17 protein-coding genes are annotated in these 16,573 nt (G+C 54.3%); 12 read left to right on the top strand and 5 right to left on the bottom strand.

Annotation, left to right across the window (positions count from 1 at the left end):
* Nucleotides 1-115: 115 nt before the first annotated feature.
* From CXF87_RS19310 to CXF87_RS19320, 3 genes are all read right to left on the bottom strand, one after another.
* A complete protein-coding gene (locus tag CXF87_RS19310) occupies nt 116-328 on the bottom strand; it encodes a PA3496 family putative envelope integrity protein (protein WP_008959622.1) in 213 nt (70 codons plus the stop codon).
* A gap of 189 nt (nt 329-517) precedes the next feature.
* Complete coding sequence (locus CXF87_RS19315) at nt 518-952, bottom strand: PAS domain S-box protein (RefSeq protein ID WP_101147827.1); 435 nt, start codon at nt 950-952, stop codon at nt 518-520.
* 184 nt (nt 953-1,136) lie between these two features.
* On the bottom strand, nt 1,137-2,450 hold the full coding sequence (locus tag CXF87_RS19320; protein WP_101147828.1) for an MFS transporter: 1,314 nt from the start codon (nt 2,448-2,450) through the stop codon (nt 1,137-1,139).
* Nucleotides 2,451-2,545: 95 nt separating this feature from the next.
* Here CXF87_RS19320 and CXF87_RS19325 point away from each other — a divergent pair, with 95 nt between their 5' ends.
* The 3 genes from CXF87_RS19325 to CXF87_RS19335 are packed head-to-tail and all read left to right on the top strand — an operon-like array spanning nt 2,546 to nt 3,954.
* Nucleotides 2,546-2,815 (top strand): SelT/SelW/SelH family protein, encoded by a 270-nt coding sequence (locus CXF87_RS19325; RefSeq protein WP_008959619.1) that lies wholly within the window; start codon nt 2,546-2,548, stop codon nt 2,813-2,815.
* Nucleotides 2,812-3,684: a DMT family transporter gene (locus CXF87_RS19330; protein WP_101147829.1), complete on the top strand. Its 873-nt coding sequence runs from the start codon at nt 2,812-2,814 to the stop codon at nt 3,682-3,684. The genes CXF87_RS19325 and CXF87_RS19330 overlap by 4 nt, the downstream gene beginning before the upstream one ends.
* An 18-nt stretch (nt 3,685-3,702) precedes the next feature.
* Entirely contained in the window at nt 3,703-3,954 is a 252-nt protein-coding gene (locus CXF87_RS19335) for a hypothetical protein (protein WP_101147830.1), read from the top strand.
* A gap of 65 nt (nt 3,955-4,019) precedes the next feature.
* On the opposite strand, the gene CXF87_RS19340 is transcribed toward CXF87_RS19335, so the two are convergent.
* Nucleotides 4,020-4,718 carry an arylesterase gene (locus CXF87_RS19340; protein ID WP_101147831.1) on the bottom strand — a complete coding sequence of 233 codons (699 nt, stop codon included), beginning with the start codon at nt 4,716-4,718 and terminating at the stop codon, nt 4,020-4,022.
* A gap of 106 nt (nt 4,719-4,824) precedes the next feature.
* On the opposite strand from CXF87_RS19340, the gene CXF87_RS19345 reads away from it, so the two are divergent.
* The 4 genes from CXF87_RS19345 (at nt 4,825) to CXF87_RS19360 (ending at nt 10,409) form a co-directional block, all read left to right on the top strand.
* Complete coding sequence (locus tag CXF87_RS19345) at nt 4,825-5,613, top strand: ABC transporter ATP-binding protein (RefSeq protein ID WP_232774967.1); 789 nt, start codon at nt 4,825-4,827, stop codon at nt 5,611-5,613.
* A complete protein-coding gene (locus CXF87_RS19350) occupies nt 5,610-8,213 on the top strand; it encodes an ABC transporter permease (RefSeq protein ID WP_101147833.1) in 2,604 nt (867 codons plus the stop codon). Before CXF87_RS19345 ends, CXF87_RS19350 begins: the two co-directional genes overlap by 4 nt.
* A gap of 220 nt (nt 8,214-8,433) precedes the next feature.
* A complete protein-coding gene (locus CXF87_RS19355; RefSeq protein ID WP_101147834.1) occupies nt 8,434-9,369 on the top strand; it encodes an alpha/beta fold hydrolase in 936 nt (311 codons plus the stop codon).
* A 14-nt stretch (nt 9,370-9,383) separates the two neighbouring features.
* Nucleotides 9,384-10,409 (top strand): patatin-like phospholipase family protein, encoded by a 1,026-nt coding sequence (locus CXF87_RS19360; protein ID WP_101147911.1) that lies wholly within the window; start codon nt 9,384-9,386, stop codon nt 10,407-10,409.
* Nucleotides 10,410-10,412: 3 nt separating this feature from the next.
* On the opposite strand, the gene CXF87_RS19365 is transcribed toward CXF87_RS19360, so the two are convergent.
* Nucleotides 10,413-10,982, bottom strand: a complete 570-nt coding sequence (locus CXF87_RS19365; protein WP_101147835.1) for a Smr/MutS family protein — start codon at nt 10,980-10,982, stop codon at nt 10,413-10,415.
* A gap of 175 nt (nt 10,983-11,157) precedes the next feature.
* Here CXF87_RS19365 and prmB point away from each other — a divergent pair, with 175 nt between their 5' ends.
* The 5 genes from prmB (at nt 11,158) to phaC (ending at nt 16,468) form a co-directional block, all read left to right on the top strand.
* Nucleotides 11,158-12,117, top strand: a complete 960-nt coding sequence (gene prmB / locus CXF87_RS19370) for a 50S ribosomal protein L3 N(5)-glutamine methyltransferase (RefSeq protein ID WP_101147836.1) — start codon at nt 11,158-11,160, stop codon at nt 12,115-12,117.
* 13 nt (nt 12,118-12,130) lie between these two features.
* Nucleotides 12,131-13,222 carry a chorismate synthase gene (gene aroC, locus CXF87_RS19375; protein WP_008959602.1) on the top strand — a complete coding sequence of 364 codons (1,092 nt, stop codon included), beginning with the start codon at nt 12,131-12,133 and terminating at the stop codon, nt 13,220-13,222.
* A gap of 90 nt (nt 13,223-13,312) precedes the next feature.
* Nucleotides 13,313-13,720, top strand: coding sequence for a hypothetical protein (locus CXF87_RS19380; RefSeq protein WP_101147837.1), 408 nt, complete (start codon nt 13,313-13,315; stop codon nt 13,718-13,720).
* Between the two features lie 226 nt (nt 13,721-13,946).
* Nucleotides 13,947-14,357, top strand: a complete 411-nt coding sequence (locus CXF87_RS19385; RefSeq protein ID WP_035563231.1) for a phasin family protein — start codon at nt 13,947-13,949, stop codon at nt 14,355-14,357.
* Nucleotides 14,358-14,560: 203 nt separating this feature from the next.
* On the top strand, nt 14,561-16,468 hold the full coding sequence (phaC, locus tag CXF87_RS19390; RefSeq protein ID WP_101147838.1) for a class I poly(R)-hydroxyalkanoic acid synthase: 1,908 nt from the start codon (nt 14,561-14,563) through the stop codon (nt 16,466-16,468).
* The last annotated feature ends 105 nt before the right edge of the window (nt 16,469-16,573 follow it).

Genomic DNA, 16,573 nt, shown 5'->3' on the forward strand with positions numbered 1-16,573 from the left:
CAGGCTACTGGCTAAGGAGTGATGATAGTGGTCTGCGCCAGGAAAGGCTAGGCTGCTTAAGGTGCGCGGCTAGCCAGGCCCACTCATTGGCTGAGAAGGCCAAGCTATTCAACGCTTACTCTTCTTCGTCCCAGTCGTCTTCTATGGCTCGCTGAAGTCGACGCTCTTCTAGCCATGCTTCTACTTGGCGTCGTGCGCGTAAGCTGTCTGCTTTGCTAGGCTTGCTTTTACCGTAATGGTCATCATTAACGGCGTCTAAACTTTCGAACTCGTCTGAGTCGATTGCTTCACTGGTAAACGTTTCACGATTTAGGGGATCACGGCTCATGTGATGTCCTCCAACCCAGCCGGCGTGCCGGCGTAACAACGGCTCCACTTATTAGCACATACGGATCAAAAAGCATGTGTGGATTGCAAAGTGAAGCGCCTAGCGCAAATTAAGCGCCTTGCGGCTATATAACGCCAGTAGGGATGAAGTTCAAGCATTGATCGGTTTTTTTAGTGAGAAAGTTAATAATTAGCGGTTATCTCGCTGTTTTTGTAACTCCACAAGCGCAAGCTGAGCCTCTACACGTTCCGTTACGTCTTTTTGTACGCCAATGTAATACATCAGCTCGTCTGCTTCGTCGTAGACCGGTGTAATGGATAATTCATTCCAAAACATGGTGCCGTCTTTACGGTAATTACGCAGTACTTCGCGAGAAGGGCTGCCATTTTTAAGCGCGTCTCGGATAGAGACCAGGGCATCCTGGTCGCGGTCTTCGTTCTGTAAAAAACGACAGTCGCGATACAGAATTTCATCCGCGCTATAGCCCGTTAAGCGCTCAAAGCCTTTATTGACGTAGATGAGGATATTTTCATCGCCTTCCTGTTCAGCAACAACAATACCGTCTTCCGAGGCGTCAATTATGCGTTCGAGCAGCTCTGGACTGATCAATGGAGATCGTTTCATCAAGGGGTTCCTGTTGCAGCTCCAATCCTTCCCGCCGTTCAAAGTGGCTTTTTTTTGCCTGTGAACGGGCAGGATTTCAAATCATTTATTATCAGCAGCATAGCAAGGGCTCCAATCTACCGCTGCTATCTGGCTCTATCATGGCGAGCGTTGTCACGCATTGCAATCGTGTACGCGCACCGTCTCATTCGACCTCGGGTAATTGGTGGGCGCTCAATACAGCCCCCACAGCGGTTGCAGCAAGTATTAGCAGTAGTATGGCGCTACCAAACCATTGTGCAAGAGCGCCAATAATGCCGCCTACCAAAAGCATTAATACGCCTGTTAGCGTATTAGAGAGCGCAACGTAAAGCGCCCGATTATCTTGACTCGCCATATCAATGAGGTAGGTTTTTCGCCCCAAGCGTACGCCATGGTGAATAATCACTAAGAGCGCGTAAACCACCGCATAGGGCCAAATACTTTGTGCCCACCCGCCTGGCAGCCAGACCACGCTGGCGGCTAATAAACAGCAAATAGCCGTACCTACCGCTGCATCGCGCATAACGCTGCGGCTCGATTGGTCGGCGCGCTTGCCCCAGGCCGGGCTTGCCACCATCGCTGCAAGCCCGGATACCACAATCAAAATACCCAGGCCGCCGAGGTCGGTGCCACTTTGGTTCTGCCCCAACAGAGCGATGTAAGGCAAGGCGAGTGCACTTGATAGCAGTAATGCCCTGGCAAGGTTGAAGTGTAGAAAAGTGCGATCATTTTTTAGCAGCGACAGACCTAGCTTAATACTGTCCCAGCCGTTTTCTCCTCCTTCAACGGCGCCAGGAGCTTCTACAATACGGGCCGCGGCTAAGGCATTCATTAGCCAGCCACTAGCGGCGACTACGAGTAAGAGCGCCACGATGACATTGCCGGGGCGACTATCAAGCAGCATGAGTACAGCGCCCGCCGCCAGCGTAGCGCCACCGGCAACGCTGCCGCTCCAGCCCATCAACGTGCCGCGGCGGCGTTTGGAAATAGTCTTACCCAGTACGTCTTTGGTCGCGATGGAGGATAAGCCCCGTGCCAGCGAAAGCAGCACGAGCGCGGCTAACACTAATGCGCCGCCCAAAGAGCCGGTGGCGAACAACGCAAGTAGGGCCAGCACTAATGCGGCTAGCGCCTGAATCAGCGCACCTGTTACCCATACCCATTTCCGTTTGGGTTTTAAGCGGATAAAACCCGCCACAAAAATTTGTGGCAGTAGCGCACCCGCCTCACGTATGGGCACTAGCAAGCCTACCATCCACACCGGTGCCCCAATAATGCCCATCAGCCACGGTAAAACTAAGCGCGCGCTAGATAACTCGTCAGCCAACTTATTTCCTAAAGAAGCCCATAGGTGTAGGAAAAAATTGCGCGGCTGTTCGTTGCAAGCACTGTCAGGTATGTCATCGCACATGCGGCTATCTTCATCGCCTGTTAGCCACTCATAAAGGCGAGACTGTGAAACATCCGGTTGAGCCATGACGGTTCCTTGGCGATTGCTAATTTAAGATGACAAAATGTTTTTTGAGAACGACATAGTATCCTGCAAAGGAATTTACCGATAAGGAACTCTCAATGTCACGCATTCAAATCCGCTACTGCACTCAATGCCAGTGGCTATTGCGTAGCGCTTGGTATGCCCAAGAACTTCTATCGACCTTTGGTGAGCAACTGACGGAGGTCGCGCTATCACCCTCTCATGGCGGCACTTTCGAGATATGGTGTGATGAACTACTGCTCTGGGAGCGTAAGCGTGATGGCGGCTTTCCCGATATAAAACTTCTCAAGCAACGCGTGCGAGATCAATTGGATCCAGAGCGAGATTTAGGGCATATCGACCGATGAGTCAGGATAAGCAAGCCGTCCTCTATGGCCTGGGGGCGGTAGCGCTTTGGTCGACAGTGGCAACGGCTTTCAAAGTAGCACTCGCATGGATGAGCCCTTTGGAATTGATGTGGCTAGCGGCATTCGTTTCCTGGGCATTAATGGGAGCGCTAGTCATCAAGCAGGGAAATATGCCCACGGCGCTATGCAGTGGTTGGAAAACAGCTGCGTGGGCGGGATTGATGAATCCCGTGGCTTATTATTTAGTGCTGTTCGCCGCCTATGACCGACTCCCAGGACAAGAAGCCATGGCGCTGAATTATACCTGGGCGTTAGCGATGGCGTTTTTAGCGGTGCCTTTGCTTGGTCAACGCTTGACTCGAATAGATATCGTTGCTGGGTTCGTCGCTTACGCAGGCGTTTGGGTGATCGCTACACGTGGCTCGGTTTTCAATGTCTCTTTCGCCGATCCATTAGGGGTTGTACTGGCGCTCGCTTCGACGCTGCTGTGGGCACTTTATTGGCTGCTCAATGCACGCGATAAGCGACAGCCTCTGGTAGGCCAATGGCAAAACTTCAGTGTGGGTCTGCCTGTGCTGACGGTTTTGTTACTGCTTGGCCCAGGTATGCAGTGGCATGGTTGGCCAGCGTTTGGGGCGGGCGTTTATGTAGGCCTGTTTGAAATGGGTGTGGCGTTTATTTTGTGGCAGCTGGCGGTACACCAAGTGTCGCGCACCGCCAAAGTCTCCAACCTGATTTTTCTTTCACCGCCTGTGTCGCTGTTTTTGCTTTATCTCGTGGTAGGAGAGCCAATTTTGCCTTCAACCCTGGTCGGATTGGTGCTCATTTTGCTGGGATTAGGGCTTCAGCAAGCACAAAAGAGTAGCTAGCCAGTGATTACTCGGTAAGTGAAGACTCTCGCGATAAACCAGCAGTGCGCGACCGAAATAGCGCAACCGATAGTGATTTATTTATTGCCAACCGATTGGGTTGATGTGGTAAATGGTGAGCGCGCTGAATACCCGATTTCACGTGGAGTGGATGCAACTAGAGCTTATGTTAGTGGTGAAACGCTACCTAGCCCAGCACCTCAAAAACAAGACGACTATTTTTCAGCAACACTGCTGATGTTTGCCCATATGGCAGAAGCTATGCGCTAACGTTTATTTCAAAATGGCTGTTTATCCACCCGTCGATAAAGTAGATAAACAGTTTTTTGTTAACCCTAATTAACCGCTGCCTGATGCGTTGTCTCTAATAATGGCTCAATCAGCGGCTCAAGCTCGGGCCATACATTGTCGAGGATAATCGGCTGCGCATCGGCGGTAGGGTGAATGCCGTCACTTTGCATTAGCGCGTCGTTTAGGGCGATATCCTTCAGTAAGAAAGGCACTAGAGAAATGTCGTACTCTTCAGACAACGAGTGGAAAACCCCGGTAAAAGCATCCCGATACGCTTGGCCATAGTTGGGCGGTATATCGATTCCCAGGAGAAGAACTTTTGCGCCTGCTTCTTGGCTCTGCTCGATCATACTGGCTAAGTTCGCCTGCATTTGATTGGGAGCTAAACCCCGCAAACCATCATTGCCGCCTAATTCCAGTAGAACAATATCCGGCTGTTGCTGTCCGAGAAGTTCAGTGAACCTTTGTAGACCTCCGGATGTGGTTTCACCGCTAATGCTGGCATTAATAACGTTCACCTCGCCTTCTAAACGTTCGGCCAGCAGGCTCACCCAACCTTCTTCACGCTCAATACCGTAGGCGGCGCTTAAGCTATCGCCCATCACTAATAGGCTGGGTGACTGGTCGGTGTTGGCAGGCGCTGCGTTGATAGACGCTGAGGTAAAGGTGACTATCAGCAATACCAGCCATCCGGTTACCATGCGGTTCAGTCCATGCCATGCCACAGGGATGCCACGCTTCATGTCTTACTCCTTAAATCAAAACCCTTCAGATCAAAGCCCTTCAAACTCAGGCTCTTCAAATCAAAGCCCCTCAGATAAAACTGCAGATACTGCTACGGAACTATCAATGTCGAGCGAGTCACCCCGCAGTGAACGCCAGCCTGATAACGACAACCAAGTGTTAAGCGATGTTCCACAAGGCGCCGTTAGGCATCCTGTTCTGCATGCCGACAAGCTGTCAAAAAAAGTGACGAGCGGTGAACGCTCACTAACTATCTTACACGACCTATCGCTAAGCGTGGCGGCAGGTGAAAGTGTGGCGATTCTAGGCAAGAGCGGCGCGGGAAAATCAACCCTACTAGGGCTACTGGCTGGCCTGGATACCCCAAGCGATGGCGAGCTAACGCTTTTCGGTCATGCACTGAGCCGCTTGGATGAAGATGGACGAGCTGCGCTACGCGCTGGGCGAGTGGGCTTTGTGTTCCAGAACTTCCAACTGCTGCCCACCTTGAGCGCGCTTGAGAACGTCATGCTACCCCTCGAACTCTCACCGCGTGCAGGGGAGACCCAAACCGCTGCTCAGTGGTTGGAGCGTGTTGGGCTTGGCGAGCGAGTCAATCACTTACCCAAACAGCTTTCGGGGGGGGAGCAGCAGCGCGTCGCCGTTGCCCGCGCCTTCGTGACCGACCCCGAGCTAGTATTTGCCGATGAGCCCACCGGTAATTTGGACCCTGACACCGGTGCGCAAATCATTGATCTGCTTTTCACCCTAAACCGTGAGGCAGGCACCACGCTGATTTTAGTGACTCACGACCATGCCCTGGCACGGCGCTGTGACCGCTGCCTGCGATTAGACCATGGAAAATTAGAAGCGTTTGACCCCACCGCGGCTGCGGTTGACGAGGGCATGCAATGAATGATGTGAACTGGCGTTTGGCCATGCGCAGCCTCAAGCGAGACCTGCGTGCGGCTGATGTACGTGCGCTATTTATCGCCCTGGTATTGGCGGTCGCGGCTTCCACCATGATTGCGTTTTTCCTTGATCGCTTAGAGCGCGGCCTAGAGCGTCAGGCGGGGCAGATGCTGGGGGGCGACTTGGTGTTAGAGCAGCGTGATCCGTTTTCAGAAGAGCTGCGAGAACGCCTTGAAAATGCCGGTTTTGTATTGAGTGATCAAGTCGACCTGGTATCGATGATCAGCCGCGACGGGCGTTTTCAACCGGCTAGCTTAAAAGCCGTGGATGAGGTCTACCCCCACTACGGCGCCTCTTCCGTCGATTTTGGCAATGGCACTGAACAAATAGCGTCTGGCCCAGCCCCTGGTGAAGCATGGGCGGATCCACGCTTGATAGAACTGGTCGAGATAGAGTTGGGTGACCGGGTCCAAGTGGGCCAGACCGAACTTGAGATAACAGGAATCATTGAGCGCGAAGCGGACCAATCCGGTGGCTTCAGCAATTTTAATCCACGCTTGATGATCAATACCGCCGATGTCGAAGCCACCGGCCTTGTTCAAGAAGGCTCGCGGATTGAGTTTGAAATCTTGGCAGCAGGCCCGCCGGAAGCGCTTGATCAAGTGCAAGGCCTGCTTGCTGAGCTACGCCGCGATGGGGTAGAGGTACGGGATGTCCGCGTTGATCGCCCCCAGCTTGGCAATGCCTTGCAGCGTGCAGAGAGTTATCTGGGGCTGGCCGGTTTAGCAGCGGTACTGTTGGCGGGCGTGGCAGTGGCGATGTCGACTCGCCGTTATGTGGAGCGCCACCTGGATACCGCCGCACTGTTGCGCTGCTTTGGCGCCAGCCAGCGGCAACTAGTGACGATTTTTTCGCTTCAGCTAATAGGTTTGGCGCTGGTAGCCGCAGTGATTGGGGCGCTGCTTGGGCTGATTGGCCAAGCGGTTCTTATCTGGCTGTTGGTGAGTTTCTTACCCATGACGCTACCGCCGCCTGGTCTTATGCCGTTGGGATTAGGCGTATTTACGGCTCTTGCCGTGCTGGTGGGGTTTGCTGGGCCAACCCTGCTGCGTATCAAACGAGTGAGCGCATTAAAAGTTCTGCGTCGCGAATTAGATCCGCTGCCGCCTTCGGCCTGGCTGGTGGTGGGTGTGGCAAGCCTAGTGTTTGGCGGGCTGCTGTGGCTCTACTCGGGTAGCCTGCCGCTGGCTATTGCGCTGTTGATAGGTGGGGCGGCTCTGCTAGGTGTGCTGTGGATGATTAGTGCGCTGCTGCTTAGCGGTTTGTTGCGCGTTGTGCAGCGATTTTCCGGGCGTAGTGAGTGGTCTCAGGCGCTCCGCTTAGGCGGCCGCCAGCTAGCACGGCGTCGCCAAGCGGGCCTAGGCCAGTTACTGGCCTTTTCGGTGACTTTCTTTGCCATGGCGATGATTGTACTGGTGCGGGGAGATCTGCTTAGCACTTGGCAGGATCAATTGCCTGACAATACCCCTAACTACTTTGCCATTAATATTCAGCCTTCCGAACGTGATCCTTTCGATGCGGCAGTTTCGCCACGGGTAGAAACCCAAAGCACCCTCTACCCAATGGTGCGTGGGCGAGTGATTGCGATTAATGGTCAGCCGCCTGGAGATGCCGTGCCGCCTGATGCCCGCGGTGATAACTCGCTGCGCCGAGAGCTCAACCTGACGTGGCAATCTGAAGTGCCCGAAGGCAATGCTGTGGTGGCCGGTGAGTGGTTCTCGCCAGCCCAGTTGGGAGGCGACGCTAACAGTGAGGAGGGTAATGAAGAGGGCAGTGAAGGCCAAGGCTGGATGAGCGCCGTTGAGGCAACGCAGCAAGCGGCGCCAGTGCCCATCTCCATGGAGGATGGGCTCGCTGAAAGGCTTGGCTTAAGCATCGGTGATGAGGTGACCTTCTCGGTGGGTAGCGATGAAATCACCACCCAAATTACCAGCCTGCGAAGCCTGAATTGGGATAGTTTTCAGCCTAACTTCTTCGTCATTTTTCCGCCAGGAGTGCTGGAACAGTTTGGCCATAGCTACATTACCGCCTTTCATCTGCCTGAAGCGGAGCAGGGGTTGATCCGGGAACTGATTACCGAATTCCCGGGGGTTTCCTTACTGAATGTTGATGCCATTTTGGGCCAGGTGCGGGATGTACTCGGCCAGGTTACGCGGGCGGTGGAGTTAGTGCTTGCATTGGTCCTGTTGGCAGGGGTAAGCGTACTGTATGCCGCACTGACCGCAAGCTTACCGGTGCGTGCCCATGAAAGCGGCCTATTACGCGTATTTGGTGCAGGCAGTAAAATGATTTCAAGGGTGCAGGGCGCTGAATACGCGTTATTGGGCTTGGCCAGTGGGTTGATGGGCGCGGTGCTGGCCGAACTAACCACGGCTGCGCTGTACATCTTTTTGTTGGATCTAACCCCGCGCTTTCATCTGGGACTATGGATTTTCCTCCCCATTGGCGGTGCTGTGCTGATTGGCGTGATAGGTCATGCACTCTCGCGGGGATTACGTCGCCAAGCGCCAGCGGCCAGCCTGGGGCTACTCGGTGAGGCTTGAGCCTATTTTGCGAGCCAGAAACCGACCACCAGGGCGCTGATGACAGCAACAAAAAAGACCAGATTACGAGCGCGGGTATCGCGGTGTGGTTTCATAATGGCACCAAATGAGGGTGGAGGTAAAAGAGGCGGAAGCATTACGCCGGGCATGGTAACGTTTGTCGCTTACGTCGTCATCTTGCTTGCCTTATGACGTTGCCGTTTGTTCAGGATGGTTGATTATGCCCCACACCGAATCTACGGCTGCACGCAGCGTTGCGTCGCAGCCGCTTTCTTTTGCCCAGGGTCGCCTGGCCGCTCTTAGTTGGGGGCGCGCTGATGCCCCGGTTTGGCTGGCTCTGCACGGCTGGCTGGATAATGCGGCCAGCTTTTCACGCTTAGCTCCCCTGCTGGTGGAAAAGCTCGGTATTCGCATAGTAGCGCTGGATTTTCGTGGTCATGGCCAGTCGGCGCACTTACCACAAGGCAGTGACTATGCGCTATGGGGCTACTGCCACGATGTGTTGGATGCCATGGAAGACCTCGGCCTTAACCAAGTTAGCGTGTTGGCCCACTCCATGGGCGCCGCAGTGGCCTGCCTGCTTGCTGCTGCGATGCCGGAGCGCGTTGAGCGGCTAACGTTGATTGACGGGCTGGGGGCGCTCAATACGCCCATTGAAGAGACCGCCAGCCAACTGCGCAAAGGACTGATAGCCCACCGTCGGTCACTTTCCCGCGCGCCGCGCTACCTGGATATCGAGAGTGCCATCGCTGCACGTGTTGCCGGAGGTGTCACGCCGGTGGATACCATTACGGCCACACCGCTAGTGGAGCGCAACACCCAGCCCACCGCCGATGGCCATGTGCAAATGCGCACCGACAGTCGCTTGCTGAAGCCTTCATTGGTGCGCTTCACACCCGAACAGGTGTTGTCATTGCTGGCGGAAATTAGCGCTCCAGTGCTATTGGTTGAAGGGGAGCAGGGGATTCTGTGTGAACGTGACTGGGCGGTTCAGGCGCGGCAAGCAGTCAAGGAATTGACCCGTCACGTGCTTAATGGTGGCCATCATTTGCATCTGGAGCCCCGCGCCGTAGCGCAAGTCTCTGCAATAATCAGCGCTCATTGGGTTATGAGCGACAGGGTTACGAGCGACAGGGTTAAGAGCGATAAGGCCTAGCGATGGATGGCAGTATGAACGAATTGGTGCATGTCAGTAGTGGGAACAAGGTCGCTCTGGTGTTGGGCAGCGGCGGTGCGCGCGGCTATGCGCATATTGGGGTAATTGAAGCACTTGAGGCGCGGGGCTTTGACATCATCGCCGTATCAGGATGCTCGATGGGCGCGCTGATCGGTGGTATTTACGCGGCAGGCAAGCTGCCTGAATACCGCGATTGGGTGTGCAACCTTGACTACCTGGACGTACTTAAATTGGTCGACGTGACCTGGAGCCCCATGGGTGCGATGCGTGCCAGCAAGATCATGAGCAAGCTGGAAGCGCTGGTGGGCGATATATTAATTGAAAACCTCGCGATTCCAGTGACAACGGTGGCAACGGATCTGGTTCGCCAGCGGGAAGTGTGGTTTCAAAATGGCCCCTTATTACAGGCGATTCGCGCCTCAATTGCCGTGCCGGGAGTAATAACGCCAGTGCATTTGGGTGATCAGGTGTTGGTGGATGGCGGGTTGCTTAACCCGCTGCCGATCATGCCTGTGGTGGCGGCTCATCAAGCGGACTTTGTGGTAGCCGTCAACGTGACCGCGCATAGCCCACTGCCAGTCACCTTAGAGGAATTGCTGCCTAAGGAAGAGGAAGCCGTCGATAGCCGTAGTAAAAAAGAGATTGATCGCGATCAAAACATGGGTAACTGGATGGGGGATGTGCGCGCCGCTACGCGAAAACTGTGGGCGGGGATGGGAGCGAATGGGGAGGGGGCAAGCGGAGAGGGCGAAGAGCTGGAGGAGACCACTGAAGCCCGTGGTAAGCGGGAGTGGAGCAAGCTCGATATGATTCTTGAGTCGTTTGATATTACTCAGGCGGCGCTGGCCAAGTACAAGGTGGCGGGCTACCCGCCCGACGTGCTGATCGAAATACCCAAAACAGTCTGCAGTACCTACGAATTCCACCGCGGCAAGGATTTGATTCGCCTGGGCAGGCATCTGGCCGATGAAGCGCTGGAGCGGCGCATGCCGAGTATCGCGTCCGACGCTACCGAGTAATGGCTACTGGCCCCGCTTGCGCAGCAATATATACACCGCACCGGTGCCACCATCGATATCGATAGCGGAGCAGAAAGCCAGTACGCCGGGCCACTCACGCAACCAGGCATTGGTATGGCTTTTAAGCACAGGGAAGTCGGAGGTGGTGCCCCACGCTTTGCCATGCACCACCAGTACGCAGCGTAAGCCTTGGCTGGCGGCGTCGCGCAAAAAACTCTCCAGTTCCGCACGCGCCTCTTCCAGCGTATAGCCGTGCATATCAAGTCCCGCTTGCCACGCCGTTTGCCCACGTTTTAGTTGGCTAAAAGTACGCCATGGTAAATCCGGCACACAAAACTCTAAATACTCAGAAGGGCGCACGGCCTCCACCCGGCCATCAGAGGTGCGCCCGCTGGACTGAGGCGTATTGCTTTCAACAGCCGCATGGCGTCTAGCTTCATGGGCCTTGCCGTCAATTTTAGGTTTGCCAGGGTCGGCCTGGTTAGTCGCGATACGGCGCACGCCTGCCGCCTTTAACGCATCGCGAAAGGCATTGATATCGTCATCGTCGGGCAGGTGGCGGCGTCGCGTCATGGTAGGCTCGGGTGGCAAAAAAGTGGCAAATAAAGGTGAAACAGATAAAGAGGCACAGTATAGCGGGCTGAGCGTTGCTGTGAACCGGGCGGCGTGAAAGGTACAATCTTTTTATTCGTTGCATGAATAAGGCTTTATCAGCTGTATTCATCATTATCGTCAATCAGGAGCCGCTGTGACCACGCATCTAAACGTTGAGCATTCTCACTCAACCCTTTCCCTGTCGGAGTCGTTGCTGGTGAGCCAGCTCTTTACCCTACGCGACTATCTGCGCTGGGTCTCCAGCGAGTTTTATCTGGCGGGCCTGCACTACGGCCATGGCACCGATTCTGCCTGGGATGAGGCGGTAGCGCTCTGCTTAGGCGCGCTGCACTTGCCGTGGAACATCGATCCCGGTGTGCTCGAGGCGCGGCTACTGCCCGTAGAACGGCAGCGGATTATTACTCTGGCGCGGGAACGTGTTACCACCCGCCGTCCGCTCCCCTATTTATTGGGCGAGAGCTTTTTTGCCGGCCATCCGTTCAGTGTCGATGAACGGGTACTGATACCGCGTTCGCCGATTGCCGAGCTGATTGAAGACGGCTTTGCCGCCTGGTTTCCTGAAGAGCCGCCTGCCAGTGTGCTGGATTTATGCACCGGTTCTGGCTGTATCGGCATTGCGACGGCACTTTATTTACCGACCTGCGAAGTGGCGCTTGCCGATATTAGTCAGGAGGCCTTGGCCGTCGCGCGTCAGAATATTACCCGCCATGATGTGGGCGACCGGGTACGGGCGGTAGAGTCGGATGTCTTCAGTGGCTTAGAAGGTCGACGCTTTGATTTGATTGTCTCTAATCCGCCTTATGTCGATGCCCGTGACCTTGCCACCATGCCCGCCGAGTTTCGCCACGAGCCTTCGCTCGCCCTGGGAGCCGGTAGCGATGGGCTGGATATTGTGCGGCGTATTTTGCGCGAGGCGCGGGAACACTTAACCGATGAGGGCTGGCTGATTGTAGAAGTCGGCAACTCTGACCGCCATGTGGAAGCGGCATTTCCGGATGTCGCTTTTCTATGGCTTGAATTCGAGCGTGGCGGCCAGGGTGTTTTTGCTCTGAGCGCCGCTGAACTCGACGCCCATGCGGCGTCTTTCGTGTGAGGAATTAACGGCCATGTCTGGCAATACGTTTGGCAAACTATTCAGTGTGACTACCTTTGGTGAGAGCCACGGACCAGCGCTCGGCGCTATTGTGGATGGTTGTCCGCCTGGGCTGCCGTTAAGCGAAGCCGATTTACAGCTCGACCTGGATCGCCGCAGGCCGGGCAGTTCGCGGCATACCACTCAGCGCAAAGAACCCGATCAGGTGCGCATCCTTTCCGGGGTGTTTGAAGGCAAAACCACCGGTACCTCGATCGGCCTGCTGATTGAGAACACCGATCAGCGCTCTAACGACTACTCGAAAATCAAAGAGCAGTTTCGGCCCGCCCACGCGGATTACACCTACCACCATAAATATGGCCACCGGGACTATCGTGGGGGCGGGCGCTCCAGTGCCCGTGAAACTGCTATGCGCGTGGCAGCGGGGGCGATTGCCAAGAAGTATCTAGCCGCCCAGGGCGTCCAGATTCGTGGCTATATGAGCCAGTTAGGCCCTATCAAGATTGAGTTCAAACAGTGGGAATCGGTGGGTCAAAATGCGTTTTTCTGCCCCGACCCGGAGCGCGTCGCTGAACTGGAAGCCTATATGGACCAATTACGACGCGACCAGGATTCGGTCGGTGCCGAAATTACCGTGATTGCCGAAGGCGTACCGGTAGGGCTGGGCGAACCGGTGTTTGACCGCCTGGATGCTGATCTGGCGCATGCTTTGATGAGTATCAATGCGGTAAAAGGGATTGAGATCGGCGCAGGGTTTGGCTGTATCGCCCAGCGCGGCAGCGAGCATCGTGATGAGATGACGCCAGAGGGTTTTCTTTCCAACCATGCAGGCGGCGTGCTTGGTGGCATCTCTAGCGGGCAGCCGATTGTAGCGCGCTTAGCGCTGAAGCCCACTTCCAGTATCACTACGCCGGGCCGCTCTATCGATATTCATGGTCAGGCAGTTGAGGTGGTGACTAAAGGGCGCCACGACCCTTGCGTAGGGATCCGCGCAACGCCTATCGCTGAGGCGATGATGGCGATTACGCTGTTGGATCACTGGCTGCGTCAGCGTGGTCAGAATGGCGATGTCAGCGTTGATACACCGCGTTTAACTCAGCGTTAACGCATAACGGTGAGGTTTGCAGTTCGCTGCTACACTCAAACAAAACAAATGCATGAGCAGTCGTCATGAAAAACAGTGCAGGAGCCGCCTATGAAGATTAACGTTGAGTTTGATCTTACCCCCGATGAGTTTCGCCAATCACTGGGACTGCCTGATGTCGAAGCTTTCCAGAAAAATCTGCTAGAGAATATTCAACGGCAGATGGAGTCTGGGGTGGAAGGTTACGATCCTATGAGCCTAATGCGGCCTTTCCTGCAGCAACCGATGATGCAGCAGGGGCTTTCTCAAGGGCTAGCTAATTTCGGAACCTACCAGCAAATGATGCTCGATATGTTGCGGCAAGCGGGCAGCGCCAGCGCTTCTTCGGCCCACAGCAATGATGATGAGAAGTCGGGGGGGGCTAGCTCTAAAAGCAATTCAGAAAGCGCTACTTCCAGCAAAGCAAAGTCAACGGCATCGTCACGTTCCCGTTCTGAATCCAAACGCAGCGGCACATAGATTGAAGCAAGCAGTTAACGCGCATTAACTTAACAGGTGGTTCTCCACCTGTTGAGGTAGGGCAGGGTAATATGGCAAAGCGGTTCAGGCTTGCACGGTGATACTGAAATGACACCACTGTTGCAATGCAGCATGCCAAAGATTACTCTTTTTGCAGTGCAGCAAAGCTACATCACGGTGAGTCACTCCAAGGCTCATGCCAAGGAACGATACAGGAGCAGACACTATGCAAGACAATATGATGGACGCCTTTAACGCCCAAACTAAGCAGATGTTTGAGCCCATGCGAAAAATTAATTCGCTGATGCTCAACAATATGGAAAAAATGACCCAGTATCAGCTGGAAGCCATGAAGCGCTACAGCCAGATGGGTACCGAGCGCATTCGTAGCGCCACTGAAATTCAAGACGCAGAAAGCCTGCGTGATTTCGGCACCAAGCAAGCCGAGATGATGAACGAACTTTCCCAGCAGATGCAGGAAGACGCGCGGGTGATGAGCGAAATGAGCCTGCAGTTTAAATCTGAGATGGAAAAGATGTTCAGTGAAGCCGGGCAGCAAATGTCCGACCAAGCCAAGGCTACTGCGAAAGGTGAGCAGCCTGCGAAAGCCTCCAGTCAGTCAACGCGCAAAAGCTGATTGACGACATCATCGCGGCGCCTTAGGGCGCCGCGATGCATTTAAAACGCTGCAACTATAAATAAAACATTGCAACGATAAAACCTTGTCATATAGAAGCCTTATCGTATAAAAACTTTATCGTATTAAAAACTCAGCTATATAACAGCTTGGTCTTGGTCAAAGTGGTTGGTGCGCCTGGAGAGGGCGTAGGGAGAGTTAGTATGCAGTCAGCGTGGCACAATCCGTTCCAGGCATTATCATCAGGGCTTTCTCAAGGGCTAGCCGATGAAATAGCCAAGGGCTTACCTGAAGGGTTATCTCAGGCAGAGCTTGAAGAGTGGAATAATCAGCTCAAAGAGATCGGTGAGCAGTACCAAGGATTGATGCAGGATCTGCTTTCCCGTATCGCACCAAGTGAAGCCGCCGACTCCATTTATAGCGATATGCGCGAAAGCTTTGAAGCGGGTGCGCAGTCGCTGATGCAGAATCCTACCCTGCTGTGGGAAACCCAGGCCCGGTTGGTGCAGGATCAATGGTTGTTGTGGCAGCAAGCCATGCGCGGGATGGCTGGCGAGCAGGTCACTCCGTTGATCACGCCAGCCAAAAATGACCGCCGTTTTAAAGACGAGGCGTGGACACAAGACCCGCACTATATGGCTATCATGCAGCAGTACCTACTGTTTTCGCAGATGGTGGAAGAGCTGGTTGAAAGCCTAAGCGGTTTAGACGAAACCAAAAAGCGTAATCTGATGTTTTACGCGCGCCAGTTGGTCAACGCGATGGCGCCGACAAATTTTATGAGCACCAACCCTGAAGTCATGCGCCGCACGCTTGAAACCCGTGGCCAGAACTTGGTGGACGGGTTAGCCCGCCTACGCGAAGATTTGGGGAATTCTGCCGAGGGTATCAATGTCCGCATGACGGATCGTGGCGCTTTTGGCGTGGGTGAAAATATCGCCGTAACGCCCGGGGCAGTGGTCTACGAAAACGAATTGATCCAGTTGATTCAGTACATCCCCACCACGGAAAAAACTTTTAAAACGCCGTTGCTAATGGTGCCGCCGTGGATCAATAAGTACTACATTCTTGATCTACGTGAAGATAACTCAATGGTTAAGTGGCTGGTGGATCAAGGCCATACAGTCTTTCTGATCTCCTGGCGTAACCCTGGCCCTGAACAGCGAGATATCACCTGGGCCGACTATATGCAGATGGGACCCATCAGCGCGATGGAAGCCATCGAACAGGCCTGTGGTGAGAAGTCGGTCAATCTACTCAGCTATTGCGTGGGGGGCACACTAGCCGCCTCTACTGTGGCCTACCTCACCAGCACGCGGCGTGGGCGCAAAGTAAAGTCGGTTACTTATATGGCGACGCTGCAGGATTTTCGTGACCCTGGCGATATCGGCGTATTTCTTAATGAGCGAGTGGTAGAAGGCATTGAGCAGACGCTGCAGTTGAAAGGCTATCTTGATGGTCGTTCAATGGCTTATACCTTCAACTTGCTGCGTGAAAATGATCTGTTTTGGTCGTTTTACATCAATAATTATTTAAAGGGCGAAACGCCCGCCGCCTTTGACCTGCTTTACTGGAACACCGATGGCACCAACCTTCCTGCCGGGACGCACGCTTGGTACCTGCGCTATATGTACCTGGAAAACCGCCTCGTTGAGCCTGGCGGCATTGAGTTGGATGATGTGAAAATAGACCTGCGTAAAGTCTCCACGCCCAGCTATTTCGTATCCACCAAAGAGGATCACATCGCCAAATGGAACAGCACCTATTATGGGGCGTTGTTACCTAAAGGACCGGTCACCTTCGTATTGGGCGGATCAGGCCATATTGCGGGTATTGTCAATCCGCCCCATAAAAACAAGTACGGCTACTGGACGAACGATGCGCTGCCGGAAACGCATGAAGAATGGCTAGCAAACGCAACGCCTCATGAAGGCTCTTGGTGGCCCCACTGGCAGTCTTGGATGACTGATAATGGCTATGCCGATAGCGAAAAGATGGTGCCTGCGCGCCAACCTGGCGATGGTGAACTCAAAGTGATTGAGCCTGCGCCAGGGCGCTATGTGAAGATGACGATTCCAGAGGTGCTAGGGGAAATTCCAACTAAATCTTAATGGATACCTAAAAGATTGTACGTGGGTATCGTAACGGGTCGCGAGTTAAAGGTACTTCCCAACAGAAAAGCCCGCTGATATTTTGTCAGCGGGCTTTTCTTCGTC

This window comes from Halomonas sp. MES3-P3E, from assembly GCF_002836035.1.
Taxonomy (GTDB): Bacteria; Pseudomonadota; Gammaproteobacteria; order Pseudomonadales; family Halomonadaceae; genus Vreelandella; species Vreelandella arctica.

Excerpts from the sequence above, each read along its gene's own strand:
- CXF87_RS19360 (WP_101147911.1), top strand. The coding sequence starts at position 9,384 with ATGAACGAATTGGTGCATGTCAGTAGTGGGAACAAGGTCGCTCTGGTG.
- phaC (WP_101147838.1), top strand. The coding sequence starts at position 14,561 with ATGCAGTCAGCGTGGCACAATCCGTTCCAGGCATTATCATCAGGGCTT.
- CXF87_RS19325 (WP_008959619.1), top strand. The coding sequence starts at position 2,546 with ATGTCACGCATTCAAATCCGCTACTGCACTCAATGCCAGTGGCTATTG.
- CXF87_RS19315 (WP_101147827.1), bottom strand. The coding sequence starts at position 952 with ATGAAACGATCTCCATTGATCAGTCCAGAGCTGCTCGAACGCATAATT.
- CXF87_RS19345 (WP_232774967.1), top strand. The coding sequence starts at position 4,825 with ATGTCGAGCGAGTCACCCCGCAGTGAACGCCAGCCTGATAACGACAAC.
- CXF87_RS19330 (WP_101147829.1), top strand. The coding sequence starts at position 2,812 with ATGAGTCAGGATAAGCAAGCCGTCCTCTATGGCCTGGGGGCGGTAGCG.
- CXF87_RS19365 (WP_101147835.1), bottom strand. The coding sequence starts at position 10,982 with ATGACGCGACGCCGCCACCTGCCCGACGATGACGATATCAATGCCTTT.
- CXF87_RS19355 (WP_101147834.1), top strand. The coding sequence starts at position 8,434 with ATGCCCCACACCGAATCTACGGCTGCACGCAGCGTTGCGTCGCAGCCG.
- CXF87_RS19385 (WP_035563231.1), top strand. The coding sequence starts at position 13,947 with ATGCAAGACAATATGATGGACGCCTTTAACGCCCAAACTAAGCAGATG.
- aroC (WP_008959602.1), top strand. The coding sequence starts at position 12,131 with ATGTCTGGCAATACGTTTGGCAAACTATTCAGTGTGACTACCTTTGGT.
- CXF87_RS19320 (WP_101147828.1), bottom strand. The coding sequence starts at position 2,450 with ATGGCTCAACCGGATGTTTCACAGTCTCGCCTTTATGAGTGGCTAACA.
- CXF87_RS19340 (WP_101147831.1), bottom strand. The coding sequence starts at position 4,718 with ATGAAGCGTGGCATCCCTGTGGCATGGCATGGACTGAACCGCATGGTA.
- CXF87_RS19380 (WP_101147837.1), top strand. The coding sequence starts at position 13,313 with ATGAAGATTAACGTTGAGTTTGATCTTACCCCCGATGAGTTTCGCCAA.
- CXF87_RS19310 (WP_008959622.1), bottom strand. The coding sequence starts at position 328 with ATGAGCCGTGATCCCCTAAATCGTGAAACGTTTACCAGTGAAGCAATC.
- CXF87_RS19350 (WP_101147833.1), top strand. The coding sequence starts at position 5,610 with ATGAATGATGTGAACTGGCGTTTGGCCATGCGCAGCCTCAAGCGAGAC.